This window comes from Pseudoalteromonas sp. Angola-7 (assembly GCF_028599255.1).
GTDB classification, from domain to species: domain Bacteria; phylum Pseudomonadota; class Gammaproteobacteria; order Enterobacterales; family Alteromonadaceae; genus Pseudoalteromonas; species Pseudoalteromonas atlantica.
Map to the genome: position 1 here is coordinate 16737 of NZ_JAQREL010000017.1, position 25879 is coordinate 42615.

Annotated in this window: 30 protein-coding genes; 19 read left to right on the forward strand and 11 right to left on the reverse strand. The window is 41.9% G+C overall.

Annotated features, from left to right (window positions below):
• Positions 1-52: 52 nt before the first annotated feature.
• Complete coding sequence (leuC, locus tag PSH50_RS18060; protein WP_024033932.1) at positions 53-1453, forward strand: 3-isopropylmalate dehydratase large subunit; 1401 nt, start codon at positions 53-55, stop codon at positions 1451-1453.
• The gene (gene leuD / locus PSH50_RS18065) at positions 1453-2052 is read left to right on the forward strand and encodes a 3-isopropylmalate dehydratase small subunit (RefSeq protein WP_004589386.1); all 600 of its coding nucleotides are present in this window, start codon (positions 1453-1455) and stop codon (positions 2050-2052) included. The genes leuC and leuD overlap by 1 nt, the downstream gene beginning before the upstream one ends.
• An 81-nt stretch (positions 2053-2133) precedes the next feature.
• Here the strand turns inward: leuD and PSH50_RS18070 are convergent, their stop codons facing one another.
• The gene (locus PSH50_RS18070) at positions 2134-3645 is read right to left on the reverse strand and encodes a DUF3360 family protein (RefSeq protein ID WP_024033931.1); all 1512 of its coding nucleotides are present in this window, start codon (positions 3643-3645) and stop codon (positions 2134-2136) included.
• Positions 3646-3986: 341 nt separating this feature from the next.
• Here PSH50_RS18070 and PSH50_RS18075 point away from each other — a divergent pair, with 341 nt between their 5' ends.
• Positions 3987-4973 (forward strand): hypothetical protein, encoded by a 987-nt coding sequence (locus PSH50_RS18075; RefSeq protein ID WP_273587827.1) that lies wholly within the window; start codon positions 3987-3989, stop codon positions 4971-4973.
• 43 nt (positions 4974-5016) lie between these two features.
• Entirely contained in the window at positions 5017-5610 is a 594-nt protein-coding gene (locus PSH50_RS18080) for a hypothetical protein (RefSeq protein WP_029773333.1), read from the forward strand.
• Between the two features lies 1 nt (position 5611).
• On the opposite strand, the gene PSH50_RS18085 is transcribed toward PSH50_RS18080, so the two are convergent.
• Positions 5612-5986, reverse strand: a complete 375-nt coding sequence (locus tag PSH50_RS18085; protein ID WP_004589382.1) for a hypothetical protein — start codon at positions 5984-5986, stop codon at positions 5612-5614.
• 98 nt (positions 5987-6084) lie between these two features.
• Between PSH50_RS18085 and PSH50_RS18090 the strand changes: the two genes are divergently transcribed.
• Positions 6085-6528 (forward strand): TerB family tellurite resistance protein, encoded by a 444-nt coding sequence (locus tag PSH50_RS18090; RefSeq protein ID WP_121638126.1) that lies wholly within the window; start codon positions 6085-6087, stop codon positions 6526-6528.
• Between the two features lie 3 nt (positions 6529-6531).
• On the opposite strand, the gene PSH50_RS18095 is transcribed toward PSH50_RS18090, so the two are convergent.
• Complete coding sequence (locus PSH50_RS18095; RefSeq protein WP_029773331.1) at positions 6532-7098, reverse strand: NADPH-dependent FMN reductase; 567 nt, start codon at positions 7096-7098, stop codon at positions 6532-6534.
• A 118-nt stretch (positions 7099-7216) separates the two neighbouring features.
• Here PSH50_RS18095 and PSH50_RS18100 point away from each other — a divergent pair, with 118 nt between their 5' ends.
• Positions 7217-8116 carry a LysR family transcriptional regulator gene (locus PSH50_RS18100; RefSeq protein ID WP_004589379.1) on the forward strand — a complete coding sequence of 300 codons (900 nt, stop codon included), beginning with the start codon at positions 7217-7219 and terminating at the stop codon, positions 8114-8116.
• On the opposite strand, the gene norR is transcribed toward PSH50_RS18100, so the two are convergent.
• Positions 8109-9665 (reverse strand): nitric oxide reductase transcriptional regulator NorR, encoded by a 1557-nt coding sequence (gene norR, locus PSH50_RS18105; RefSeq protein ID WP_273609954.1) that lies wholly within the window; start codon positions 9663-9665, stop codon positions 8109-8111. The two genes, PSH50_RS18100 and norR, sit on opposite strands and share 8 nt — an antisense overlap.
• A 142-nt stretch (positions 9666-9807) precedes the next feature.
• Here norR and PSH50_RS18110 point away from each other — a divergent pair, with 142 nt between their 5' ends.
• Genes PSH50_RS18110 through hmpA form a run of 3 tightly spaced genes read left to right on the forward strand, consistent with a single transcriptional unit; the run spans position 9808 to position 12529 of the window.
• The gene (locus PSH50_RS18110; protein ID WP_273609955.1) at positions 9808-10095 is read left to right on the forward strand and encodes a hypothetical protein; all 288 of its coding nucleotides are present in this window, start codon (positions 9808-9810) and stop codon (positions 10093-10095) included.
• The gene (locus PSH50_RS18115; RefSeq protein WP_273609956.1) at positions 10095-11327 is read left to right on the forward strand and encodes an NnrS family protein; all 1233 of its coding nucleotides are present in this window, start codon (positions 10095-10097) and stop codon (positions 11325-11327) included. The genes PSH50_RS18110 and PSH50_RS18115 overlap by 1 nt, the downstream gene beginning before the upstream one ends.
• A gap of 20 nt (positions 11328-11347) precedes the next feature.
• Positions 11348-12529 (forward strand): NO-inducible flavohemoprotein, encoded by a 1182-nt coding sequence (gene hmpA, locus PSH50_RS18120; protein WP_337946904.1) that lies wholly within the window; start codon positions 11348-11350, stop codon positions 12527-12529.
• A gap of 60 nt (positions 12530-12589) precedes the next feature.
• Here hmpA and PSH50_RS18125 read toward each other — a convergent pair whose 3' ends face one another.
• The 3 genes from PSH50_RS18125 to PSH50_RS18135 all read right to left on the reverse strand — a co-directional run bounded on the left by PSH50_RS18125 (position 12590) and on the right by PSH50_RS18135 (position 15345).
• Positions 12590-12958, reverse strand: coding sequence for a hypothetical protein (locus tag PSH50_RS18125; RefSeq protein ID WP_004589374.1), 369 nt, complete (start codon positions 12956-12958; stop codon positions 12590-12592).
• Positions 12958-14577: a S41 family peptidase gene (locus PSH50_RS18130; RefSeq protein WP_273609957.1), complete on the reverse strand. Its 1620-nt coding sequence runs from the start codon at positions 14575-14577 to the stop codon at positions 12958-12960. The genes PSH50_RS18125 and PSH50_RS18130 overlap by 1 nt, the downstream gene beginning before the upstream one ends.
• 108 nt (positions 14578-14685) lie before the next feature.
• Positions 14686-15345: an endonuclease gene (locus tag PSH50_RS18135; protein WP_031289967.1), complete on the reverse strand. Its 660-nt coding sequence runs from the start codon at positions 15343-15345 to the stop codon at positions 14686-14688.
• A gap of 126 nt (positions 15346-15471) precedes the next feature.
• Here PSH50_RS18135 and PSH50_RS18140 point away from each other — a divergent pair, with 126 nt between their 5' ends.
• A complete protein-coding gene (locus tag PSH50_RS18140; RefSeq protein ID WP_273609958.1) occupies positions 15472-15822 on the forward strand; it encodes a VOC family protein in 351 nt (116 codons plus the stop codon).
• Here the strand turns inward: PSH50_RS18140 and PSH50_RS18145 are convergent.
• Together PSH50_RS18145 and PSH50_RS18150 are read right to left on the reverse strand one after the other, a co-directional pair.
• Positions 15797-16513, reverse strand: a complete 717-nt coding sequence (locus PSH50_RS18145; protein ID WP_273609959.1) for a hypothetical protein — start codon at positions 16511-16513, stop codon at positions 15797-15799. The genes PSH50_RS18140 and PSH50_RS18145 overlap by 26 nt on opposite strands.
• Before the next feature lie 143 nt (positions 16514-16656).
• Positions 16657-16911 (reverse strand): Rho termination factor N-terminal domain-containing protein, encoded by a 255-nt coding sequence (locus PSH50_RS18150; RefSeq protein WP_024033916.1) that lies wholly within the window; start codon positions 16909-16911, stop codon positions 16657-16659.
• A gap of 228 nt (positions 16912-17139) precedes the next feature.
• Between PSH50_RS18150 and PSH50_RS18155 the strand changes: the two genes are divergently transcribed.
• Entirely contained in the window at positions 17140-17520 is a 381-nt protein-coding gene (locus PSH50_RS18155; protein WP_004589368.1) for a hypothetical protein, read from the forward strand.
• 10 nt (positions 17521-17530) lie between these two features.
• Here PSH50_RS18155 and PSH50_RS18160 read toward each other — a convergent pair whose 3' ends face one another.
• Complete coding sequence (locus PSH50_RS18160) at positions 17531-17971, reverse strand: PaaI family thioesterase (RefSeq protein WP_004589367.1); 441 nt, start codon at positions 17969-17971, stop codon at positions 17531-17533.
• Between the two features lie 177 nt (positions 17972-18148).
• Between PSH50_RS18160 and lexA the strand changes: the two genes are divergently transcribed.
• The 5 genes from lexA (at position 18149) to PSH50_RS18185 (ending at position 23408) form a co-directional block, all read left to right on the forward strand.
• Positions 18149-18766 (forward strand): transcriptional repressor LexA, encoded by a 618-nt coding sequence (gene lexA, locus PSH50_RS18165; protein WP_004588213.1) that lies wholly within the window; start codon positions 18149-18151, stop codon positions 18764-18766.
• Between the two features lie 472 nt (positions 18767-19238).
• The gene (coxB, locus tag PSH50_RS18170) at positions 19239-20375 is read left to right on the forward strand and encodes a cytochrome c oxidase subunit II (protein WP_004588214.1); all 1137 of its coding nucleotides are present in this window, start codon (positions 19239-19241) and stop codon (positions 20373-20375) included.
• Positions 20375-21967, forward strand: a complete 1593-nt coding sequence (gene ctaD / locus PSH50_RS18175) for a cytochrome c oxidase subunit I (protein WP_004588215.1) — start codon at positions 20375-20377, stop codon at positions 21965-21967. The genes coxB and ctaD overlap by 1 nt, the downstream gene beginning before the upstream one ends.
• Positions 21967-22497 carry a cytochrome c oxidase assembly protein gene (locus tag PSH50_RS18180; protein WP_004588216.1) on the forward strand — a complete coding sequence of 177 codons (531 nt, stop codon included), beginning with the start codon at positions 21967-21969 and terminating at the stop codon, positions 22495-22497. The genes ctaD and PSH50_RS18180 overlap by 1 nt, the downstream gene beginning before the upstream one ends.
• A gap of 35 nt (positions 22498-22532) precedes the next feature.
• The gene (locus tag PSH50_RS18185) at positions 22533-23408 is read left to right on the forward strand and encodes a cytochrome c oxidase subunit 3 (protein WP_004588217.1); all 876 of its coding nucleotides are present in this window, start codon (positions 22533-22535) and stop codon (positions 23406-23408) included.
• Here PSH50_RS18185 and PSH50_RS21205 read toward each other — a convergent pair.
• Positions 23308-23619: a DUF2909 domain-containing protein gene (locus PSH50_RS21205; protein WP_337939369.1), complete on the reverse strand. Its 312-nt coding sequence runs from the start codon at positions 23617-23619 to the stop codon at positions 23308-23310. The genes PSH50_RS18185 and PSH50_RS21205 overlap by 101 nt on opposite strands.
• Positions 23620-23633: 14 nt before the next feature.
• Between PSH50_RS21205 and PSH50_RS18195 the strand changes: the two genes are divergently transcribed.
• The 3 genes from PSH50_RS18195 to PSH50_RS18205 are packed head-to-tail and all read left to right on the forward strand — an operon-like array spanning position 23634 to position 25878.
• A complete protein-coding gene (locus PSH50_RS18195) occupies positions 23634-24374 on the forward strand; it encodes an SURF1 family protein (protein WP_273587831.1) in 741 nt (246 codons plus the stop codon).
• On the forward strand, positions 24364-24858 hold the full coding sequence (locus tag PSH50_RS18200) for a transmembrane cytochrome oxidase associated protein (protein WP_096042453.1): 495 nt from the start codon (positions 24364-24366) through the stop codon (positions 24856-24858). Before PSH50_RS18195 ends, PSH50_RS18200 begins: the two co-directional genes overlap by 11 nt.
• A 30-nt stretch (positions 24859-24888) precedes the next feature.
• Positions 24889-25878, forward strand: a complete 990-nt coding sequence (locus PSH50_RS18205) for a heme A synthase (protein WP_024033913.1) — start codon at positions 24889-24891, stop codon at positions 25876-25878.
• The last annotated feature ends 1 nt before the right edge of the window (position 25879 follow it).

Here is a 25879-nt window from a genome sequence, read left to right on the forward strand (position 1 = left end):
TATAAATCGCAGCACCGTTATGCTGCGACTTAACAAAGTAGGGAATTAGCAAGTGGCCCAAACGTTATACGACAAAATTTGGCAAGCACATACCGTTGCCAGCATAAACGAGCAAACTGATTTACTTTATATTGACCGTCATTTAGTACACGAGGTGACATCACCGCAGGCTTTTGCAGGCCTACGTGAAAAAAACCGTACGGTACGTTGCCCAGAAAAAACCTTTGCAACAATGGATCATAACGTATCGACTAAAAGCCGATCACTTGATGCCGCAAGCGAAGTATCTAAAAACCAGTTAATGGCACTTGATGCTAACTGTAAAGAGTTTGGCATTGTACTTTACGATTTAAACTCAATTAACCAAGGCATAGTGCATGTAATGGGGCCTGAACAAGGTATTACCCTGCCTGGCACTACCATTGTATGTGGTGATAGCCATACTTCTACGCATGGCGCGTTTGGCGCATTAGCGCACGGTATTGGTACTTCTGAGGTTGAGCATGTATTAGCAACGCAAACGCTACAGCAAAAAAAGGCAAAATCGTTAAAAATTCAAATTAACGGTGTGCTTCGCCCAACAGTAACCTCTAAAGATTTAATTATGGCGGTTATTGGTAAGTTAGGTACAGCTGGCGGTACAGGGTATGTTGCTGAATTTTGTGGTGAAGGCATTGAAGCGCTTTCAATGGAAGCCCGTATGACGTTATGTAACATGAGTATTGAAATGGGTGCAAAAGCAGGTTTAATAGCACCAGATCAAATTACGTATGATTACTTAAAAGGTCGCCCATTTGCACCTAAAGGCGCTGACTTTGACGCTGCAGTTGAATACTGGGAAACCTTAAAATCAGATGAAGGCGCAGAGTTTGACTTGAGTGTTGAGCTTGAAGCTGACGACATTCAGCCGCAAATTACGTGGGGTACAAGCCCAGAGCAAGTAATTGGCGTTGATGAATGCATACCAGATCCTGACCAAGAACCAGATTTAATTAAAGCCGATGCTATTCGCAGCGCACTTAGATACATGGACTTAAAAGCGGGCGATAAATTATCAAGCGCAAAAGTAGATACGGTCTTTATTGGCTCATGTACAAATAGCCGTATCGAAGATTTACGTGCAGCGGCAAAAATTGTTGAAGGCAAGCAGGTTGTAGCTGGCATTGAAGCACTTATCGTACCGGGCTCTGGCCTTGTTAAAAAGCAAGCCGAAGACGAAGGCTTAGCAGATATTTTTAAAGCGGCAGGTTTTGAGTGGCGCGAGCCGGGCTGTTCAATGTGTTTAGCAATGAACGACGACCGCTTAGAGGCGGGCAAACGTTGTGCATCTACGTCTAACCGTAACTTTGAAGGCCGCCAAGGTCGTGGCGGGCGCACGCATTTAGTGAGCCCTGCAATGGCAGCCGCTGCTGCAATACATGGTCACTTTGTTGATATAAGAGGAGAAGCCTAATGAGCGTATTTTTTAGTGGCTTAATGGCCCCACTTGATAAAAACAATGTAGATACAGACCAAATTATTCCTAAGCAGTTTTTAACATCAACTAGCCGTGATGGTTTTGATGCAGCACTGTTTTACGATTGGCGTTACCTAGAAAACGGTGAACCAAATCCTGATTTTATTTTAAACCGCCCATGCTACCAAGGCGCGCAAATATTATTAACCCGCGACAACTTTGGTTGTGGCTCATCACGCGAGCATGCACCGTGGGCACTTAAGCAATATGGTTTTGAAGTAATTTTAGCGGAAAGCTTTGCTGATATTTTCTTTAATAACTGTGGCAACAACCAAATGTTAGCCATTGCGCTACCGGCTGATACGCTTGAGCAATTGTTTGTACTTAGTGAGCAACACGACGATATAAACATTCAAATCGATCTTGAAAACCAAACACTAACAAGCGATAAGTTTGCGCCAATTAGCTTTGATATTCGTAAAGACGTAAAAGAGCGTTTATTAAGTGGCTTAGATTTTATTGGTGTGACCGAAACGCTAAATCCACAAATTGATGCGTTTGAAAAACAACTTGCTGCTGAGCGCCCTTGGCAGTAACGAAAAGCTATTAATTACATATGAAAACAAAGCGCGGCTGAGTATAAGCCGCGCTTTTTTTATGTTTAAGTTTTCTAATTATTAATGTCTAAAATCTGCCATTAGCGCAGGTATGCCTGGCAGCATACCAACAATAGCCATAACGGTAGTTAAAATAACAAACATAATGAGCGGAATAACCCAACGGCTCATTTTAGTTAAATTAGCACTGCGCTCTTTACAGCCAATTAAGCCTAAGTTATCAAGCAGCATAGTCAGTGACCAACCAAAAGCAGGGTTAACCAAGCTTGACGCAAATACAACAATAGCGGCCGATTGCGTTGTTTTACCTTCGCGTGTCATTTCCATACCCGCCTCAAGCAGCGGAATAAACACACCTACAATAAGCGCAACACACAGCACAGGTTGCCAAATGGCTAAATCCATTGGGTAGCCCCATAAACCCGCAATAATACAAAATACGGCTGTTAAAATGGCGCCCGCCGGGATAGGGCGTTTAGCAATAGCGGCAGGGACAATGTAAGTCCCCCACGATGAGGTAAAGTTAGCACCACCGGCCAGCGAGCCAAAGGTTTGTCTAACCGATGCGCTTAGCATGGTGTCGTCTATGTTCATTTGAACTTTTTCAGTGCGTTGCGGGTAACTAATTTTTTGAAATACTTGATGCCCTAAAAAATCCGGTGACCACATAGCCACAGCCAATACCGCAAACGGCAGCACAACCACAAAGCTTTCAAGCGTAGGTAAGCCAAGCATCCAGCCTGTGTTTTCGCCCCACCAATAAGCTGGGTTCATATTTGGTAAGCCCGGCGCAGTATTAAATTCAAACGGCGCACCGAGTGCAAATGCAACCACACCGCCAATAAGGCAGCTAAGCGGCACAGCCAACCAGCGCTTTTTAAAGTGCTCAAGTAACGCATACAATAAAATGGTCGCCAAAATAACAATAAATGCAATGTGCGCCATATCAATGGCCTCAGCCCATGCAAACAGCTTTTTAACCTGCGAAATTGTGCCAATAAAGCCTAAATATATAAGTAAGCCCCCGCACACGCCTTTACTCGTTAAGCGTGCCAGCAAGCTCCCTCCTTTGGTTATGGCTAAAATAAAGCCAAAGGCACCAATCAGTAAGCCAAACGCCATAGGGTGGCCACCAGCGGCAACCACAATAGGAATAAGAGGAATAAGTGGCCCATGAGTACCTGCTAAGTTAGCGGTGGGTAAAATAAAGCCCGAAAACAAAATAATAAAAATAGAAACAATCAGTAATTCATAGCGTACGTTTTCTAACACAAACGCATCGCTTAAACCTAGTGGCGCTGCAAAAGTAGCGGCAATAGCACCCACCATAACGACTTTACCAATGGTGCCCGCCATGGCAGGAATCGTGTCTTCAAATTCAAAGCGGTAGTCTCTAAATGGTAAATTAGGCCGCCAGCGCTTAGGCTGCATAATTTGCAGCTCGTGCTCTAGGTATTCGTCGCGGGTATTAAACTCTGAACTAGCTTTATGCTTATTTTGATAGCTGTTGGCATCATCTACGTGGGATGCGCTTGTTTTTTCTGGCTCGTTACCCTTTGGGGTTACTGACATAGTCCCTCCTGTTACTCGTTGCTTATTTATTAATACGGCTTTTGTTAAAGCAAATGAATAGTGAAGGAGCAGAGTAGATCAGCTTTTACTTAGGAATGTATAGGCAAAAGGTCGTGTATGGTTTTATTTTATGCTAAATCATTGTGTTGGTATTCTTAAATGTAAAGTATATTTTGTTTAAAATCAGTGTGTTGATTTATTTTTATGTGTGTTCTAATTTGGTGAAACATTGTAAAAACAAGGCTGTTATCCTTTAGTCTAAGTAGTGGTTTATGTATTTTAATTGAACTGAAATAGCGCATCTGCTAGGTTCAATGGTTACTCAAATAATAAGAAATTCAATGCAAATTCAATCTCCTAAATCAATTGGTATTTTACTTGGTACGCTTTACGGTATATTTATGCGGCTGTTTGTGGAGCTGCTTGATACTTATAATTTAAGTAGCCTTGTATCTATTTCATTTATGTTTTTAGTGCCCGTTGCAATTGGCTATATTCGTATTCATTTTGAATTTAAAAGCTCAAATACATTAACTAAAAGGCAAATGGTGACAATTGCTTGGCAGCCAATTTTTGTTTTTTTACTTGTAAGCGTTATTACACTACTGGAAGGCAGTATTTGTGTGGCAATGGCTTTGCCTGCCTTTATGCTCTTTGCAAGTATGGGTGGTTTACTGGCAGGCTTTATTAAAAACCGCCAAACAAAAAACGCTAACAGGCCTTTACTTTCAATAGTTTTGCTTCCTGTATTGCTCTCACCTATTGAAGTAAATTATTTACACTTATCAAAAACGTATGAAGTCACCAACTCTATAGTTATTGAAGCGCCTATAAACCGTGTGTGGCAGCAGCTTGCTAATGTAAGCACCATAGAGCCACAAGAATTGCCATTTTCGCTTACCCAATTAATAGGTGTACCTAAACCTTTAGAGGCAAATATGAATGCTACGGGGGTTGGGGCTGTTAGAACCAGTAAATGGCAAAAAGGAGTTACATTTAAAGAAGTGATTACGGATTGGCAGCCAAATAAACAGATGCTATATAGATTTGAGATAGACCCTGATGCTATTCCCGATGACGCACTCGATAAACACGTAAAACTAGGCGGCGAATACTTTTCACCTCTTTATGGTGGGTATGCGTTAAGTGAAGATAAAAGCGGCAATACGATTTTAACTTTAAAAACGACTGTGCAAGATAATACAAATTTTGGTGTTTATTCGCGAATATGGGGTGAGGTGATTTTTCAAGACTTCCATTATTCACTTTTAACATTAATGAAAAACAGAGCAGAAAAGCCACTTGTCGCAGCTATTTCCCATTATTAACTTAAACCGCTATGGTATTAAAAAACTATTATAAGAGTACTTTATGAAATTATTAACGGCAGCAACGTTATTACTTGCCTCATCAGCGGCTATTGCGCGCCCTGCGCCTTTGGTATCTATACCAACACACGATGCATTTTTTAATAATATAGCTGCGCATTGTGGTAAAGCGTTTGAGGGCAAAGTAAGCGTAGATAACGCAAAAGGCCCAAGTTCATTCGAGAATAAAAAACTAATTATGCATGTTCGTAAATGCACAGATAGCGAGCTACAAGTACCATTTCATGTGGGAGATGATGCATCGCGTACATGGATCATTACTAAAACGGGCAGTGGTTTGAGCTTAAAGCATGATCATCGCCATGAAGATGGCAGCGACGATGCTTCAACTATGTATGGCGGTCATACTCTTGATGCGGGTTTTGCACAAATGCAGTCTTTCCCGGCCGATCAATACTCTAAAGAGTTATTTGTAGCACAAGGGATAGCGCAGTCGGCAGGTAATACATGGCAAATGTATATTTATCCTGAGGTATTTACGTATCGGTTAATTCGCCAAGGGCGCGAGTTTAAGGTGGACTTTGATTTAACTAAACCAATTACTCCACCAGCAGCGCCGTGGGGCTACGAAAAATAAACTATTTTTCTTTTTTCTCGGGTGCGTCACATTGTAGTAAAACGTTTAATGGTGGTTGATAAGCGCGTGGTTTAGTAGGAAAACGTTCGTACTCTTGCACGCCTTCAAGCACTTTTAACATAAAGGTTCTGCCGCGGCATAATCTGTCTGCGTGGCGCAGTAAAAACATACTTTGATTAGCAAAGTGTTTGTAGTCGTCTGATTGTATTTCTATTTTATAGTTGTCTTCACCAATTTTGGTTTGGTAGTAATGTACTTTGTTATCAAAGTCGTATGACTTTTCTTTTTCGCCCACTTCTGCAAAGGCGCTCCCTATACCAGAAAAGGCTAGCAATGCAGCGCCAACAACTAAATGCGGTGTGTATAAGCCTTTCATAAAAATGTATCCTTTAATTTGCGAACTTAATACCCATTAATAAAGCATTAAGTGCGATGTATTTAAGTTAAGTCTAACACCCAAAAAGAGAATATGTGATGTTCAAACAAATAAAACAACTGTTTGCCGCTTTTGACGAGCAACAGCCAAGCATAGAGCAGCATGATCTAAAAACAGCGGTTGCTGCGCTGCTTATTGAAGTAATGCGTGCTGATTCTAAGCTCGACCATAATGAACAACACACCCTGACTGTAACCTTAAAAAAATACTTTAATTTAACAGAATCGGAAGTTGATGAGCTCACCACTAATGCCGCTGGTAGCTTAGATGGGGCTATTGATTACTTTCAATTTTCTAAGCAAATTAACGATCACTGCAGTGCGGCGCAGCGCATTGAAATAATTGAGCTACTATGGCGATTGGCGTATGCCGATGGAGAGATAGACCCTCAAGAAGAGTATGTAATACGCAAAGTGGCTGGGCTTTTATATGTAGCGCACACCGATTTTATCGCTGCTAAATTAGCAGCGACACAATCGTAAAAATTAGCTTAATTTACTAGCAACAGAAACGAGCTGCTGCGTTAATACGCTCACTTTTTCTGCTGTGGTAGGGTCGCTAATTTTTCCATCTTCGTCAAATACAGTAAATGCTGATGGGATAGCGAGCTGATCGGCAAGTACTAACGAGCCAATCCCGCTTAAAATATCGCGTACATGGTTTAAGCCGCGCAGCCCACCCAAACCGCCCGGTGATGTAGCAAATAACGCCACTACCTTGTTGCGAAATGCGGGTACTGCGCCTTGCTCAGTTCGCGATGCCCAATCAATTGCATTTTTAAGTGCAGCAGTAATTGAGCCGTTGTACTCTGGGCTTGCTAGTAAAATACCATCAGCATTACGCAGTTTATCTTTCAATAGTTGGGCATCGGTGGGTGTGCCTTGCGCTTCAATGTCTTCGCTAAATAATGGCAAATTTAACTCAGCGAGTGTAATTACTTCCACTTCAGCACCGGTTTGCAGAGCAAAACGAGCTGCTTCGTTAATGAGTTTTTGGTTAAAGCTATCTTTACGCAGGCTACCCGCGAGCGCGATAATTTTTGGTGCTGACATAATTTAGACCTTTTTATTGGTTGGGTATGACACTAATGTAGCAAATTTTTGCTTGTAGAAAACCCGAATAAACGCAACACTTATGTGCTTATATGCACATAAGTAGAAGGCGGGTAGCGTGGCAATAAAATTTGACGACTGGCAAGACGTAAAAGTTGCCTTTGAAGTGGCAAGGCTAGGTACTTTGACCGCCGCAGCAGAGGCATTGAGTGTGCACCATAGCACAGTGTTGAGGCGCATAAATAACTTAGAGAAAAACTTAAATGTACGGTTATTTCATCGCCATGCGCGCGGATATAAAGTAACCGAAAGCGGGGCAAAATTATTTGAAACCGCACAAGCAATAGATAACTCACTCGAAGGTTTACATAATGCCATTGCCGCAGCCGATAGTGAGCTCAGAGGGAGCTTGTTACTGACTACCGTAAGTGGTTTTATGGATATGCTAAGCAACGTGTGTGAGCAGTTTCAAACATTGCACCCACAAGTGCAGCTAGAAGTGATTTTAGAGCAAAAGCGCCTAAGGCTTGACCACGGACAAGCTCATATAGCAATACGTGTAGGCCCTAAACCTGATGAAGGCGACTATATAGCGCAGCACTTAGCTAAGCTATCGGCCGGCCTATATGCCCACAAACGTTATATTGCTAAACACGGCATGCCAAAAACCTTAGATGACTTAAAGCAGCATAATTTTATATCGGGTATTGCGGGGTTTAATGCGCGTGTACCTTACTTTAGCTGGGTTGATGAGTTTATTCCTCAGTCGCAAATTAAATTAAGAGTATCAGAAACCTCAGAAGCGGCGCGCGCGGTTATTAAAGGCTTAGGCATAGGGGGGTTGCATCAAAGCGCGATAGAAAATAACCCCGACGTAGTGCCTATATTGCACGACAAATTACATTGGGAGTTTGACTCTTGGTTGGTTACTCACCATTTAGTGCACCGCACGGCCAAAGTGCAAGCCTTTGCTGCGTTATTAAAAACCTACTTTAGTAACATGCCACACGTTAAATAGTTTTTTTAACTTTAATGCCTAAGCGTTTGGCAAGCCTAACTAGGTTGGCTCTGTCGAGTTCAAGGGTTCGTGCAGTAGCTGCCCAATTATAATTATGCTGTTTTAATTGCTCGGTAATAACCGTAAATTGCAAAGATTCAACGGCCTGTTTTAAGGGCTGATGATGAGCAATGTGGGCGGTAATTGACGTGCTAACGTGCGCGTTGTTGTTTGGTTGTTGGGCTAAATCGCAGTGCTCGCTTGTAATTGTTATTATTGGGTTTTGCCACTGGCTTTGTTTAGCTTTTAATGCGCTGCGGCTAATAACATGCTCAAGCTCGCGTACATTACCAGGCCAACTGTATTGGTTGAGCAATACTTGCGCTTCAGTGCTTAGCTTTAATTGTTTAATACCTAATTTACGGGCAGTTTGTTCAATAAAATAACCAGCCAATAAAGTTATGTCGTGCTCGCGTTTATTAAGTGGCGGCACGGTAATAGGGTAAACACTTAGCCGGTGATATAAATCGGCTCTAAAGCGGCCTTGCGCTACCTCATGTTTTAAATCACGATTAGTGGCTGCTATTACCCTTACATCCACATATTTTGGCGTGTCTTCTCCCACTGTTTGTATTTCACCACTTTGCAACACCCGTAATAGTTTGCTTTGCATAGCCAATGGTAGCTCGCCAATTTCGTCTAAAAATAACGTGCCACCATCAGCTAACTGAAACTTACCTTGGCGGGCATTTTGTGCGCCAGTAAATGAGCCTTTGGCGTGGCCAAAAAACTCACTCTCTGCAAGGTTTTCGGGGAGTGAGGCACAATTTAAGTGAATCAGCGGTTGATCTTTTCGGGCAGAATTTAAGTGAATATTACGCGCTACTAGCTCTTTCCCTACGCCCGTTTCTCCTAACACCAATACACTAAAATTAGAGGCTGCAACGAGTTTTATTTCATTTTTTAGCGTTTGCATTACAGGGCTTTGGCCAATAATTTCGCCGCCATCGCGAGTAAGTGCATCACGCGTTAGCGCTTGTACAAGGGCGTTTGAATGCTGAGCATGATGTTTGTAATGGGCAAGCTCTAGGGCTGTTTTAAAATGCGCACTGCACAGTGTTTGTAAGGTGCTTAGCGTATCCACGCTGATACTGCTAAAGGCATTTGCGTTTAAGCTATCGAATGTAAGCACGCCTAGCAAAGTGCTTTTATCGTAAAGGGGTAACCCTAAGCAAGCATGCACAGGAATATCGCCCGTTTTAGCCAGCAATAGGCCGTCGTATGGGTCGGGCAGGGGGCAGTCGTGTGCAAACTGTAATGCGTGGCTTGCACTACAAATGGCCGCTAATCGTGGGTGCTCAGCTATTTTAAAACGCCTGCCAAGGCTGTCGGGCATCAGACCTTTGATGGCTAAGGGTTTAAGTTGCTCGCCCTGCACGACAAGTAATGCACTGGCATCGCTAGGTATTACACGCTCAACCGTTGCCAATAATTGATCAAAGCTGTGCTCGTGCAGCGTGCTTTGGGCAAGCTCTAAAGCCACTTGGGTAAGGTTGAATTGCTGGTTCATGTCAAAATGACCTATTCGTGTTTCTATGATTTAAATTAGAGTGTGTCATAAAGACTCAATTTGTAAAGCGTTTATAGTTAACTTGCTGAATATTAATGTTTTATTTTATTGGCACGCTATGTGTAATAGCTAAGTGACGTTAATGGTTACTGAGGTAGTTATGTACACACTTACACTAAATAATGTAAACAACCAGCTTGAGTTAGGCGCATTTTTTAGAACGCTATTATTTACTGCTAATACAGTATTAGGGCTTAGCGCTATTTGTATGGTTGTTAGCATTTTAATTAGTTACCCGTACGCAGAGCACTTTTCGATGCAGGTACAAATATCAGCGCATATTAGTACGATTGTAGTGGCAGCTATTTTAAAAGTTAGTTATGTGCTGCGTTGTGTTGCTCAACATGGTTTAGGGCAGGAAGTACGCTAATGCGCCCACTAAATTTAACAAAGCCAATGCCTGCACGCGTGGCTATTCATCACGTAACAAAATGGCCGTTATGGATGCTTGCATTTAGACCCTACTTTTTAGCAGGCGGTTTGCTGGCATTTTTATCGATAGGGTATTGGCTACTTATTTTAACGGGCTATGCTAGTTGGCACTTAACCATGCCAGCCACACTTTGGCACGCGCACGAAATGCTATTTGGCTTTGCAGGAGTGGTAGCAGTCGGTTTTTTACTTACGGCGGCACAAACTTGGACGGGCGTTGAAAGTATAAGTGGCAAAGCACTTATGCTGCTTACTTTTGTATGGATAAGTGCTCGTTTAGCGTTTTTTATAAAGCTGGCTGATTTTGCTAATGCTAATTTATGGCTTGTTACTGTGCTACAGCTAGCATGGTGGCTAGGGGCAATTACGGCACTGGCTAATATGCTAATAACAGCACGCAGTAAAAATAATTACCCGTTTTTAGTTATTTTAAGCGTGTTGTGCGCCCTTAATACTCTTTATTTACTACTTGTTTTAAATAACAACATGCAGCTTGCATTAGCTGTAGTTGACACTGCGGTATTGGTTGTCAGCTTACTGGTCGGCATTGTAGCAGGGCGGGTTATTCCTTTTTTTACAGCTAAAGGTTTAGCGCTTAGCGAGCAAGTACGCACTCCTAAAATTGATAAAGCGCTGCTATATTTATCAATATTGGCAATTACTTTATTTTTTATCAGTAAATTATTTTTAAGCTCAATTAGCCCTGCATTCATTGTTGCAATAGTGGCTGTGCTTCACTTAATTCGAGCAAAACTTTGGTGGCATGCAAACGTGCTAAAAGTGCCTTTATTATGGTCTTTGCATTTTTCTTATTTTGCTTTAGGTGTTGGCTTAATGATGATTGCACTGAGCTTTTACATTAGCGAAATACATTTTAAAGATGCGCTCCACCTTATCACTATTGGCACAATAGGGATGATGATTTTAGCCATGATGACCCGTGTATCACTAGGGCATACAGGGCGTAGGCTTAATATACCTAAATATATATCTGTTGCTTTTGCGCTTGTGCTGGTGGCAGCTATTACTCGCTCCATACTCCCCTTAATTATTGGGCCACACTTTACTTGGCAGCTCAGTGCCTTGCTGTGGTTAGTGGCTTTTTTGTTATTTTTAATTTACTGCACACCTATATTAACGCGCCGTCGTGTTGATGGGCGCCGTGGTTAGTTTACCTACAGGACTACATTATGTTATCTGATAAAACCATTGAGATTGTTAAAAGCACTGTTCCGTTATTAGCGCAAGCCGGCACGGTTGTGACCGATCATTTTTATAAGCGACTATTTAGCCATAACCCAGAGCTTAAAAATATTTTTAATATGGCTAACCAAAACACCGGGCGCCAGCAATTTGCTTTGTTTAACGCCTTAGCGGCATACGCCCAAAATATTGATAACTTAGCGGTGTTAAAAGAGGCATTAGCGCGCATTAACCATAAGCACACCAGTTTAAATATTTTACCAGAGCACTACCCCATTGTTGGTGCTCACTTAATTGGCACCTTAAAAGAGCTAATACCAGAGCAGTTTACGCCGGATGTAGAATACGCTTGGCGTGAAGCTTACACACTGCTTGCTGATATTTGTATTACCGAAGAAGCGGCTTTATATGAGCACAGTAAAAATAAACACGGTGGTTGGGCGGGCACGCGCCAATTTGAAATAACCAACAAACAGGTTGAATCAGCACTCGTAACAAGTTTTACACTTACGCCTATAGATGGCAAAGCGGTTATTACCCATAAACCTGGCCAATATTTAGGGGTTAAAGTTAAACCAGCGGGCGCTGAATATGAAGAGATTCGCCAGTATTCTATTTCACAAAAAGCCAATGGTAAAAACTACCGTATTAGCGTTAAAAAAGAGCTACAGCCAAAGCCTGGCATGGTGTCTAATTATTTACACTCACTAGCTCAAGGCGACGTAGTTGAACTGTACCCGCCTGCAGGAGATTTCTTTTTACGAAATAGTAAAAAACCAGCGGTACTTATTTCAGCAGGTGTAGGGCAAACCCCAATGCTTGCGATGCTCGAAACGCTATTAAGCGATAACCCTAAGCAAAATATTATGTATTTACATGCGTGCGAAAATACGCAGCAGCACTCATTTGCACACTATTTAAATGAATTAAGTGCGGCTTATAACAGCTTGCAAACTATTACGTGGTTTAATCAAAGTAGTGATAGGGCTGATTTTACAGGGTTAATGGACTTAGCTGCCATAAAAACACAGTTACCTCTTACAAATGGCGATTTTTACTTATGCGGCCCCGCTGGGTTTATGGCGTTTGTGAAAAGCCAGTTACTGGCACTAGGCGTTAAAAACGAGCATATTCATTACGAAGTGTTTGGTCCGCATCAAGACTTATAAACCAAGAGAAAAATGATAAAGGCACACAGCATAAATGCTGTGTGCCTTTTTAATAGTATTTTATTGTGCTTTACAGCTTACGTTTTTAAGCTCAATAGACATATCTTTTTTAGGATAATAAAGCACGCACTGCTTGCCGATTATTTGTAAAACAAACTTTTCTGGCTTGATATTATGCGCGCCCATTATGGGCATACCATTTGAGTCTTTACTATTTCCATGGCTTAGTAATAACTCGCTGCGTTTAGTAAAAACGGTGTCGGCCAGCGTAACTAGTGTGCCGCCCTTTGCTTTTATAATCGCTTGCTGGAGCGTGGCTATAACGCCTGGGTTTACCTCGGTTAGTAGTGCAGGCTTAGCAGTGGCATTACTCATACTGTTACAGCCTCCAATAAATAATAAGGTTAATATTGCCAGTAGTTTAGCCATTACTTATCCTTATTTAACGTAGGCCAGGTTAAATCCATATTGCCACGGTTAACGTTATTAGGTGCGTTTAAAGGTAATAGCTGCTTGCTATCGCCAGCAGCGCTTTGTACTTGCGTTTTAATACTTGCAGAGGCGGTGCTAACAGGGCACGTGCCGTTATTATCAATATGATAAAGCGCAGTAAAGAGTATCCCTTCGTTTGGATCGCCTAGTTGATTATCAAAGTCGTCACTGACTACACAGCCTTTTACATCAGCATCAAACTGTGGTGTAGGCGTTGGCGTAAAGCCTGCTGCATATTCACCAAACCCTTTACTGTTAATACCGCTAAATTGAATGGTGTAATAGGTGGTGCCACAGTTATGTGTTGGGGTAAAACCGTATGGTTTACCGCAGGTTGTGTCGCCAATGAGCACTACCTCGGCGTCAATGCCTTTTAAGCCATTAATAAAGGCTTCTGAGGCTGAACACGTACCCGATGTACTAAGCACATACACCTTAGATAGGTTTAAATCGGGGAGGCTTTCGCCAGTGCTAAAAAAAGTTGAGTAATCAATTTCTTCATCTATAAACGGAAAAGGCGACTCTACCGGTTGTTTATCGTTTTGCTGAGTTTGGTAATAAATACGGTTTTGAATGTTGGCGCTGCCCGCCACCATGTAAGCCAGCTGCGAAGAAAGCGCTAATAAACCGCCTCCGTTATATCTAAAGTCGATAACAAGCTCTTCTACGTTATCGGTTTTAAATTTATTAACTGCAGCAATTAAGCCTTCTTGGGCAATACCTATATGGCTATTAAACTGCATGTACCCTACGCTAGTGCCATTTGCAGTGGTAATGGTTTTTACGTTTTGAACCGGTGTTTGCTCTATGTTGCCGGCAGTTACGTTAAAGGTTTTTTCAGCGCCATCGTTACTGCGCACCACGATGGTGTGCGAGTCGCCATTAGTGGGGCTAAATAAGCCTTCGTTTAAGGTATCTACGCCTGCTTGCGTGCTGGTATTAATGCTTACGCCATCAACTTCAAGTACAGTATCGCCACGTTGAAAACCAATTTGGCTTGCTGGTGAGGCGTCTTCTAGGTAGGCAACACGTAAAATTCTATCAGCTGGGTCGCCAATAAATGCCCAATTTATACCATAGCCTGAGGTTACACCTGATTGCGCTTCTTGAAAGTAGTCCTCAGAAGGCTCTGAAAAATGAAAATTATCTTTTTTAGCACCAGAGTCGGTTAGTTCTTCGGTTTTTAGTTGGGCAAAATAATCGGCCACTGTAGCAAAGTTTTCAGGGTCGTTATCAGCTATTTCATCATACCAAAGGTAGGTTTCGTCGCTCCACGAGCGAAGCCAAAGCTTTTCGTAAAGGGCCGAACCCGCTTGGTCAGGGTAGGGCTCATTATTATTAAACGGATCGTTACCTGTGCGTGGGTTTTCGCAAAAGTTTTTTAACTCATCCGATGGCTCAAACACACCTGCCGTCCATGTTGGGGCTGTGCTTGCAGGAGGTGTGACGACTGGGTCGGGCGTTTCATTCATGCTGCTACCACCGCCACAGCCCACAAGCGTTAGGCTTGAAAGTGCAGCAATAATAGCGAGTGTTGCTTTATTATTTTTAAACATACAAAACTACTTTTTGTAAATAAGTTGTTTGAAATACTACAACACCCGTTCATTTATTCAACGTATTAGCCCCTAAATTATGTAAATGAGTGTATACACTTAGGTGTGCTACAGCTTACTTGCGCTGTTTTTATCTGCAAATGCTTGTTTTTGCCAGGCATTAAATAGCTTTTGCTGTTTAGCTGATATTTTTAAGCCGTATGTTTTTTGCATATAAGCGTAGGTGTCGGCAATGCGCTTACGGGCATAAAAAGGAGGCTCTACAACGCGTTGTTTAAAGTTAACCTTTACTTGGCAGCGGCCATATTGGGTAGCGTTTTCGCTAAGCATACCAAAGCGATAGTTAGAGCGATCTGCGTTAATTTCGCCAATAGCAGGGGCTAAATTGTTTATATCGGCTTCCATTTTTCTAAATTTAGCACTAACCTTGCGACAGTTTTTACGACCACCGTTTTGCCAGCATTGTAACTGGTGACCAAATTCCCACGCCGGCACTATATGCTCCCACTCTATACGCAGTGCACGTACATTAACCTTGCCAGAGGAAGTTAACGTATTACGCGGAATATAACCACAGTTGCTAGGGTCGGGGATTAGCTTTTTACCTTGCTTTTTAATGTCGCAGCCGCAGTAAAGGCTTTTGGCGTTTTCGGGTAGGGTTTTAATTAAGTGCCTTTTAGCCGTTGAAAAACGGGTAAATTCTTCACTCGATGCAGAAAAACAAATACAACAAGCCACAAAGGCCAAAATAAATTTAAGCATATCCATCACATACGTGAACTACAGGAGGCGCTAGTCTAAAGTTTTGCTGCTAAAAGATAAAGCCTGAGCAAATTTTAATCCGCAATGTTTAGTACACTCTATACTGATATAAAAAATAGCGAGGAGATGACTATGCTAGGTGCTTTTTCAATAAGTTTAACGGTTAAAGATATTAGAGCCTCAAAAGCGTTTTACGAAAAGCTGGGCTTTAGCGAGTTTGCAGGTAAGATAGAGCAAAGCTGGCTAGTGATGAAAAACGGTGAGCATTTAATTGGTTTGTTCTCGGGTATGTTTGATAAAAACATGCTGACCTTCAATCCTGGCTGGGATCAAAACGCACAAACCGTTACAGAGTTTAAGGATGTTGATGCGCTTAGCGAATATTTTCAAAGCGCTCATATCCAGGTTGAGCCTGTGGGTGATAAAAGTTTTATTATTACCGACCCAGACGGCAACCCTATTTTGATTGACCAACACGTGTAAGTTTTTTTAGCCTAACGTTTTGTATTAATAAAATAATACCGCATAAACAAAAAAGTACGCTGGTGGCTGCAAAACTGATGAGAAGCGGGTTGTTAAAATCTTCTCGCTCATCGTAATCCATTATGTGTAGCATCCAAAAAAAGTCGAATATGCGCCATAGTGTGCTGCGAACGGTGATAACTTTGCCGTTAATTGCATTTAAATACAGCGTGGTATTAAAGGTGTCGTTAAATTGTACTTGCCACACATTTGTTTTATATCCCACCTCTCGAGTGCCTTGTTTTAAAAGCGTTGTGCTAATTGGCTTAGCGTCGATGAGTAAATGCGCTTGTGCATTAGCGGTAATTTGTATTTTAGTGGGTGGCTGAAAAGGGCGCCCCGTTAAACCATTAAAGCTTTGCTGCTCGTCAGTATTAATAACAGTAATAAGCGGGGTCGTTAAAAAGTGCTCAAACACTATTTGCGTGGGGTTAGGCACTTGCGCAGTAATATTATCGAGTGATGTGGGGTAATCTGCTTGAGTAAATGGGTTTGTAAGTATGCGCTTAGCAAGGTGCTTACCGTGTACGTATTCAAGTGGTATCGCGCTCATTACTAAGCCGCCTAAAAGCCAAGCTAAAATTTGTAAGGCAAGTAAATAGCCTAGCCACTTATGTAGTTTTCGAGCGCGCTTAAATAGTTGTTTTCTCATTTTGTGCTTCTTATTATTTTTTGCGTTAGTGTATTACAGCAGCCCATGCTTTTACTGCGGCATTTTGTCGCAGTTATTCATAAGCTTACTCTAACTTTATAAAAATAATAAAAAGGAGCGTTAAAAAATCAGTGAGGCTGTGTTTAATGCTCACGTAAGGCATTTATTAGCCCTTGTTTGCTCATTTTAGAGCGGCCACTAATGCCGAGCTCTTTAGCTTTATTGTACAGCTGCTTTTTAGTGCGCTGCTCATACTTTGAGGCTTTGCCGCCTTTGACAGCGGTTTTATGAGTATTGCTATTAGCAATGCGCGCGGCTTTTTGTTTGCTCATGCCTTCATCTCGAAGCGCATCGTACTGATCGTCGTTTTTAATTTGCGGGCCATGATCTACCATAATTGTCCTCCTGAAGCGTTTAATTACACAGAGTGTGTATAACTTTTATACATAAACGGTAAAATTAAGCGTAATTAGCCTAACCCGTTTTATAAGGCAAATTAGGTGCCAATGGCGTTTAAACAGGTATTTTCTATGAATAAAGCCATGTTTAGCGCTTAGTTGATTTGGTATAAAAGTAAAACTGCGTTAAAGTTTGCGATGAAACTATAAGAGGGTAAAAAGCAGACAATGTCGGAAATTCAATTTTTAAATGTAGATCTAGAGCTTGAGTCTAAACAAGATATTAGCGCCCTAGTGGCAGACTTAAAGAAAAACGCGATGGTTTTGCATTATGACAAAGACGAATATCGTCAATTGGCGCGTATTGAAGCCTCAGGTGATATAACCACGCCAGACAAAGCAATCAACCACTTATGTGAATTAATAGAGTCGTGTTCACGTAATGCGCTTAAGCAGTGGCTAAGCTGTTCGCGCAGAACGTTTGATATAGGCTTTGAGTCGGGCACGTCACCTAAGTGTTTTAACCAAGCTCTACATGCAGATACACTGCTACGTATATCTGCCATTGGCGCTGGTATGGAAATAACGATTTACCCTATCGAAAAGTAGCCATAGTTAATTATTTGCGCTCGACAACCGCTGCGGTCATTTTTGATACGCAGCAAAGCTCGCCGCGGCTATTGGTTATTTTTATTTCCCATACAGAACTGCGCTTACCAATATGAAATGCACGAGTAACGGCGGTTAAAGTGCCATTTCGAGAGGCCTTTAAGTGGCTGGCGCTAATTTCCTGTCCAACACAATAAAATTTTGTAAAGTCCACTACAAAGTTAGCGGCGTAGCTTGCTACGGTTTCGGCAAGTACCACATTTGCGCCACCATGTACCATACCAATAGGATTATGATGCTCAGGAATAGCAGGCATGGTAGCCACTAGGTAATCATCTCCTATTTCGGTTATTTCTATGCCCATGGTTTTCATCAGCGTGCCTTGGCCGTTTATTCCCTCATCTAACTGTTTGCAAAGCTCTAATGTGATGGGTTGATGCCAAATACTCATAATTACTCCTTTATATTGAAAGCAAATTTATAGCATTTTAAATACTGAACGTCTGTAATTACCTAAAATTTATCCAGGTGCGGTGTATTTAGCTATTTTAAAGCACAATTTAAATTTGCGATTTTTATTTAACTGTATATACTCACAGTTAAATGTACTGTATGGAAAACCAGTTGTATGCGACCATTAACTAAACGCCAAGCTCAAATACTCGAACTAATAAAAGTTTTTATTAAAGACACTGGTATGCCTCCTACACGTGCCGAAATTGCGCAAACACTTGGTTTTAAAAGTGCCAATGCCGCAGAAGAGCACTTAAAAGCGCTTGCCAAAAAAGGTGTTATTAAAATGAAACCAGGCGCAAGCCGTGGTATTCAATTGGTTGAAGAAGAGGAGCCTGAGCAACTAGGTCTACCATTAATAGGTAGAGTTGCAGCGGGTTCGCCTATTTTGGCGCAAGAACATGTTGAGAGTCACTGTAAAATAGACCCACTTATGTTTAAACCAGCCGCCGACTTTTTACTGCGTGTTAACGGCATGAGTATGAAAGATATAGGTATTATGGATGGCGACTTACTTGCGGTACATCGTACTCAAACAGCAGAAAACGGCCAAGTTGTGGTTGCACGAGTAGATGAAGACGTAACCGTAAAACGCCTAGAAAAAGCAGGCCGAAAAGTATTATTGCACGCCGAAAACGAAGAGTTTACGCCTATAGAGGTAGACCTTGAAAACGAATCGTTTAATATTGAAGGGTTAGCTGTTGGCGTAATAAGAAATGCCGACTGGATGTAATTTTTAACGATTTTTAATTAATATTTATAAATGCGCACTTTTTAGTGTGCATTTTTGTTTTAAAAACAAACCTTCCGCCATCTCAAAACGCCCTAAAATTATTTAGGCTGTAAACTTTTTTTCACTCATACTTTTATCTTCCTAAGCGTGTTACATCCCTTAATTTTGCTCGTATCTTGGCTGTTAAATAACAATTTAATACGCCGTCATTTAGTCAATTTTAAAATATCACTTGATTGTTTTTTATACTAAAACTTGCTTGTTGTACGTTTTTTAGCTAATCATTAATGTGCTGGACTAACAATAACTCACAGCTTTTTAGTTATGAGAACACACAATATACACAAACCTTTTGTTGTCCTAGCGATACCAATCAAAAATAAGATTGGTTAAAAAATAAAAATAACGAATTGGCGTTTAAGCCGTATGCCTCTTCGCTTTGCATTCGCAATAGCATCAAAGGAGCCGTCACATGGGTAAACTAACCTCTACCTTGTGGCTTGTGTTGATTATGTTCCCGCAGCAAGTGCTGGCTAATAGCCAATACAATATGCGCAAGGGCGTAACCGATATAAGTAATAATGTATATCAGCTACACATGACCATATTTTTAATATGTTGTGTGATTGGGGTGATAGTGTTCGCAATAATGTTTTGGGCACTGATTCATCACCGTAAATCTAAAGGGGCAGTTCCTGCCCAATTTCATGAAAGTACCAAAGTAGAAATTCTTTGGACTGCCATTCCGTTTGTTATTTTAATTGCCATGGCAATCCCTGCCACTAAAACCCTCATTGCGATGGAAGATGCCAGTAAGGCTGACTTAACCATTAAAATTACAGGGTCACAGTGGAAGTGGCATTATGAATATATGGGCGAAGACGTAGAGTTTTACTCTATTTTATCTACCCCTCAAGACGAAATAGCCAACCTTGCTAATAAAAACCCTAATTATTTACTTGAGGTTGATAAACCTTTAGTACTGCCAATTAATCAAAAGGTGCGTTTTTTAATGACCTCTGATGATGTTATTCACTCTTGGTGGGTCCCCGATTTTGCCGTTAAAAAAGATGCCAATCCGGGGTTTATCAACGAAACGTGGACCAACATTAACGAAGAAGGTATTTACCGAGGGCAGTGTGCAGAGCTGTGCGGTAAAGATCATGGTTTTATGCCCGTGGTGGTTGAAGCTAAATCGCAAGAGGACTTTAACGCATGGCTTGCAGATGCTAAGCAAGCTAAGCAAAAAGCCGCACTTGCTGATGCCGCATTGCTTGAGACAACAATTCCTAAAGAAGAGCTAATGACACTAGGTGAGCAAGTGTATATGGCAAGTTGCGCTGCGTGTCATCAACCTACTGGTATGGGGTTACCGGGCGTATTTCCTGCGCTAAAAGGCAGCCCCATTGTTTTGGGTGATATAAAAGATCACATTGATGTAGTGATTCATGGCCGCCCAGGAACTGCAATGCAGGCATTTGCAAAGCAGCTCTCAATTAAACAACTTGCAGCGGTAATTACCTATAAACGTAATGCGTGGGGTAATGAAACGGGTGATGTCATCCAACCTAGTGAAATTCAGGCAGCACTTGATGCGGAGGCGAACTAATGAGTAGCATAGTAGAACAACCTAACGCCAATGACGCTCACCACGGCCATCACCCAGCCAAAGGTTTTAAGCGTTGGTTATACACAACAAACCATAAAGATATTGGCAGCATGTACTTAATTTTTTCGCTGACTATGTTTTTAATTGGCGGTGCAATGGCCATGGTTATTCGGGCTGAGTTATTTCAGCCAGGATTACAATTGGTAGACCCACACTTTTTTAACCAAATGACCACAGTACACGGTTTAATTATGGTGTTTGGTGCTGTAATGCCAGCCTTTACGGGACTTGCTAACTGGATGGTACCGCTCATGATTGGCGCGCCAGATATGGCACTGCCCAGAATGAACAACTGGAGCTTTTGGATTTTACCCTTCGCTTTTTTAATTTTATTGGCCTCGTTATTAATGCCTGGAGGCGGCCCCGCATTTGGCTGGACATTCTATGCGCCGCTTTCAACAACGTATAGTAACGATAACACTGCAATGTTTGTGTTTGCAGTGCACATTATGGGGATTAGCTCAATTATGGGCGCAATAAACGTAATTGTGACCATTGTTAATTTACGTGCCCCAGGCATGACATGGATGAAACTACCATTATTTGTTTGGACATGGCTAATAACCGCATTTTTATTAATTGCTGTTATGCCCGTACTGGCCGGAGCGGTCACTATGGTGCTCACCGATAAATACTTTGGAACCAGCTTTTTTGATGCGGCAGGTGGCGGCGATCCGGTGATGTTTCAGCACATATTTTGGTTTTTTGGCCATCCCGAAGTGTACATCATGATTTTACCCGCCTTTGGTATTATTTCGACCATAGTGCCTACATTCTCACGTAAAAAACTATTTGGTTATGCCTCAATGGTTTACGCAACCTCCTCTATTGCATTACTGAGCTTTATAGTGTGGGCGCATCATATGTTTACGACCGGTATGCCCGTTGCTGGCGAGCTATTTTTTATGTACGCGACCATGCTGATATCGGTGCCTACAGGGGTAAAAGTATTTAACTGGGTAGCCACTATGTGGCGAGGGTCAATAAGTTTTGAAGTGCCCATGCTATTTAGTATTGCCTTTATTGTGCTGTTTACTTTAGGGGGCTTTTCGGGGCTGATGTTGGCTATAACCCCTGCTGATTTTCAGTATCACGATACTTACTTTGTGGTGGCACACTTTCATTACGTGTTAGTTACGGGGGCAATATTTTCGATTATGGCGGGGGCTTATTATTGGCTGCCTAAGTGGACGGGCAATATGTACAACATTGCCTTGGCTAAGTGGCATTTTTGGTTATCGCTGGTAAGCGTAAATGTATTGTTTTTTCCTATGCATTTTGTAGGGCTGGCAGGCATGCCGCGCCGTATTCCCGATTACGCCCTGCAGTTTGCTGATTTTAACGCAATCATAAGCATAGGTGGGTTTGCCTTTGGTTTATCGCAGTTACTCTTTGTGGCGGTGGTAATTAAATGTGCCAGAGGGGGCGATAAAGTCCCTGCAAAAGTATGGGATGGTGCTGAAGGTTTAGAGTGGGAAGTGGACTCTCCTGCGCCGTATCATACTTTTTCTACGCCGCCGGAAATTAAATAATGACACATGCACCGCTATTAAAGCGCCTAATTCTTATTTGTATAGGTATGTTTGCTTTTGCATTTGCCTTAGTGCCCTTATATGACGTGTTTTGCGACATAACTGGGCTTAATGGCAAGCCATCACTTGAGCAAGCTAAACAAAGTACACAGGTTGCACAAAACCGAGAAATAGGTGTGAGCTTTACAACCCATGCGCAAAGTGGTGCGCCGTTTATTGTTAAATCTAAAGAATACAGTGTTGATGTGAAACCAGGTGCCATGCGTGAGGTGATGTTTAGCGCAAAAAACACCAGTGATATTGATAAAGTAATGCAAGCGGTGCCTTCTGTATCGCCCGGAAAGGCAGCCAAGTACTTACATAAAATAGCGTGCTTTTGCTTTGATCAACAACCGCTAAAAGCGGGTGAAGAGCTTGAGTTTAAGCTGCTTTTTTATGTTGATACTGCACTGCCGAGCGATGTAGAAGAGCTAACTTTATCTTACACCGTATTTGATATTAGTGAGCAGCTAGTAGCAAGTAATAACTAGCCTGCATGTCTAGTGTAAAACTAGGAGCAAGTAACATGAATCAAGATTATGAAAACTACTACGTACCCGAGCAAAGTCCTTGGCCCATAGTGGGCGCGGTGGCGTTATTTTTTATTGCAGTGGGTGCGGCTTTAACAGTCATGAACTTAGAAAGTGAAGGGGGCAGCGGTGTGTACCTGCTATATGCAGGCATTGCAGTGCTGCTGTATATGATTTTTAGCTGGTTTAAAAATGTAATTAGCGAGTCTGACCAAGGCTTATATTCAGCGCAAATGGACCGCTCATTTCGACAAGGAATGAGCTGGTTTATATTCTCTGAAGTTATGTTTTTTATGGCCTTTTTTGGCGCATTATTTTACGCCCGCATACTGTCGGTGCCTTGGCTTGGCGGCGCTGGGAATAATGCGATGACCAACGAGGTGCTTTGGCCGACCTTTGAGGCCGTATGGCCACTACTAACCACACCAGCAGGTGAAACCACGCAAGCTATGGGGTGGCAAGGCTTACCCCTTATTAATACGCTTATTTTATTAGCGTCTTCGGTTACTTTGCATTTTGCTCACGTAGCCATTGAAAACAATAAACGTAAACCGCTAAAAGTGATGCTGGGGGCAACCATTTTATTGGGTGTGTGCTTTTTAGCACTGCAGGTGGAAGAATATATTTATGCCTACAACGACTTAAACTTAACACTAGATGCAGGCATTTACGGGAATACATTCTTTTTGCTGACAGGTTTTCATGGCATGCATGTGACCCTTGGCGCCATTATTTTGTTTGTTGTATTTGTGCGTATTTTAAAAGGCCACTTTACGAAAGATAAACATTTTGCGTTTCAAGCAGCGGCTTGGTACTGGCATTTTGTTGATGTGGTGTGGCTGTGTTTATTTGTTTTTGTGTATGTGTTGTAACGGTTAATGGTGAGTGATTAGCCTTTATAAAACCAAGTTTTACAGCGGCTATCACCATCACCAAAACCACCACAGAAAACAGTACGCGACGGCCTAAAAAATGCGACATAGGCCGACCGCCAGATTTATCGGTCACCATAATAAATAGCGCTCTAAACAAGTTGAAAAGTATAAATAGTAACAGCAGCACAATAATAATTTTAATAATCACTGGGTTGACCCTTTATGCAGTTAATTTTAAGGCGTAAACAAAAGCTTAGCTCATTTATCGCACTTTGCGTTGTGGTAGCTGTGGTGCTGGTATGTGTACGTTTAGGGTATTGGCAATTAGCAAGGGCTGAGCAAAAGCAGCAACAGTTAACAGCTATAGCTAACATGCAAACCCAAGGCGTAATGAGCTGGCAGCAATTACAGGCAATGCCTTCAAAGTGGAATAAAACAGGTGTAGTGGTTGAGCTTGCCGGAAAAATAATAAATCAGCAATACTGGCTTTTAGATAACCAAGTTTACCAAGGGCAAGTCGGTTACGATTTATTGGTGTTATTTAAGCCAAGCCAAGCAAGTGACGCTTTACTCGTTAATTTAGGGTGGGTAAAAGCGCCTATTTCACGCAGCGAACTACCGAACATCCAACTTCCTAAACGTAATATTACGTTTAAAGCGCAGATAAAAGAGCGAAATTTAACGAGCTTTAACTTACAAACCAATGCGACAAAACAAGACCTTCAAAAACGAATTCAATCAATAGATTTACAAAAGCTAAGTGAGCAGAGTAATCAATCGTTATTTAATTTTATGGCTTATCGTCAAGGTGTAGGAGATGCGCTAGCTATACCGCATTATAAAGCGGTGGTGATGAGTCCGCAAAAGCACCAAGCGTATGCAGTGCAATGGTTTTTAATAGCCTTAGCCTGTGTAGTGGTGGCCATTTTTGCCAGTAAAAAGAGGACTAACAATGAAAAATAACCCCTTAGTTTTGTTTGTTGTATGTTGCGCTGTACCGCTAATACTTGCATATGGTGCGCTAAAACTAGACTGGTTGCCGAGCGCTATTACCAATAATGGCGAGTTTTTACAGCACGAAGTAAAGCTTGAAAACTGGCAGCAACATAACCCTAAGCAATGGACAATTGCGCTTAATTACTCCAATAAATGTAATGCTTCGTGCAATGAGCAGCTCAATGCGCTTGATAACTTATATATCGCCTTAGGAAAAAATCAGGGCAAGGTTGATATGGCTGTAATGGGGGCGCCTAAAGTTAAAAACATTCCTTGGAAAACCTTTAACGCGCAACAAAATTTGCAGCCCGCTAGCTTATATTTAATCGATCATATGGGGTTAGTGGTGCTTGAATATCCGTTTAAAGAGCAGCCACAAGAAAACCGTTTAGTGCAAAAAGGTTTATTAAAAGATTTAAAAAAACTACTTAACTATTCTCGTTCAAGCTAATTAATAGCGCATTGTTAATGGGAGATTCCTATGTATAAAAATTATAAAAACTGGGTACTTGCAACGGGGTTACTTGCGCTGTTGGTGGTAGGGCTAGGTGCTTATACACGTTTAAGTGACGCAGGGCTTGGTTGTCCTGATTGGCCCGGTTGCTATGGCTTTTTAACTGTACCAAAGCATGAAGCCGATATCGCACTGGCTACCCAAAGTTATCCAGATATGATGTTTGAAACCGCCAAAGCGTGGAAAGAAATGATCCACCGTTACTTTGCAGGCGCGCTGGGGTTGCTTATTTTAGCGCTATTTGTATTGGCTTTTGTAAAGCGCCATTACTCAAACACGCCGGTTAAATTACCGCTAGCCTTATTGTTGTTAGTTATATTTCAGGCTGCGCTGGGTATGTGGACCGTTACTATGAACTTACAACCGCTCATTGTAATGGGGCATTTGCTGGGGGGATTTAGTATTTTATCGCTAATCACTCTTTTATACCTACGTTTAACTACTAAACCCATAGAGGGCGGAGATAGTAGCGCTAAAGGCTATTTTTCATTGAGCTTAGTTGCATTGGCTGTGTTGGTTATTCAAATTGCATTAGGTGGGTGGCTTGCAGCAAATTATGCGGCGCCACACTGTAATGGCTTACCGCTGTGTAGTTATGCGCAGCCATTTTCACTCAGTAGTGTGTTTCAGCTGCCGCTTGAGCACAGTAATTATGAGTACGGAGTGCTATCGCAACAGGCGCGTATGTCTATTCATCTACTACACAGAATTTGGGCGCTAGTTACATGTATTGTGTTGGCGCTAATTATGTGGCGTATATACAGTCAGGCGCAATCTGCAAAAATAAAACACTGTACTGTCAGCGTGCTTGTTGCGCTACTTTGCCAAATTAGTTTGGGGCTTGCGGTGGTGCATTGGCACTTTCCGCTTGGAGTGGCGCTGGCGCACAATTTAATGGCAGCTATCTTGTTATTGACTATGGTTAGGTTGTGTTACTACCTAAAAGCACGCACTTAAA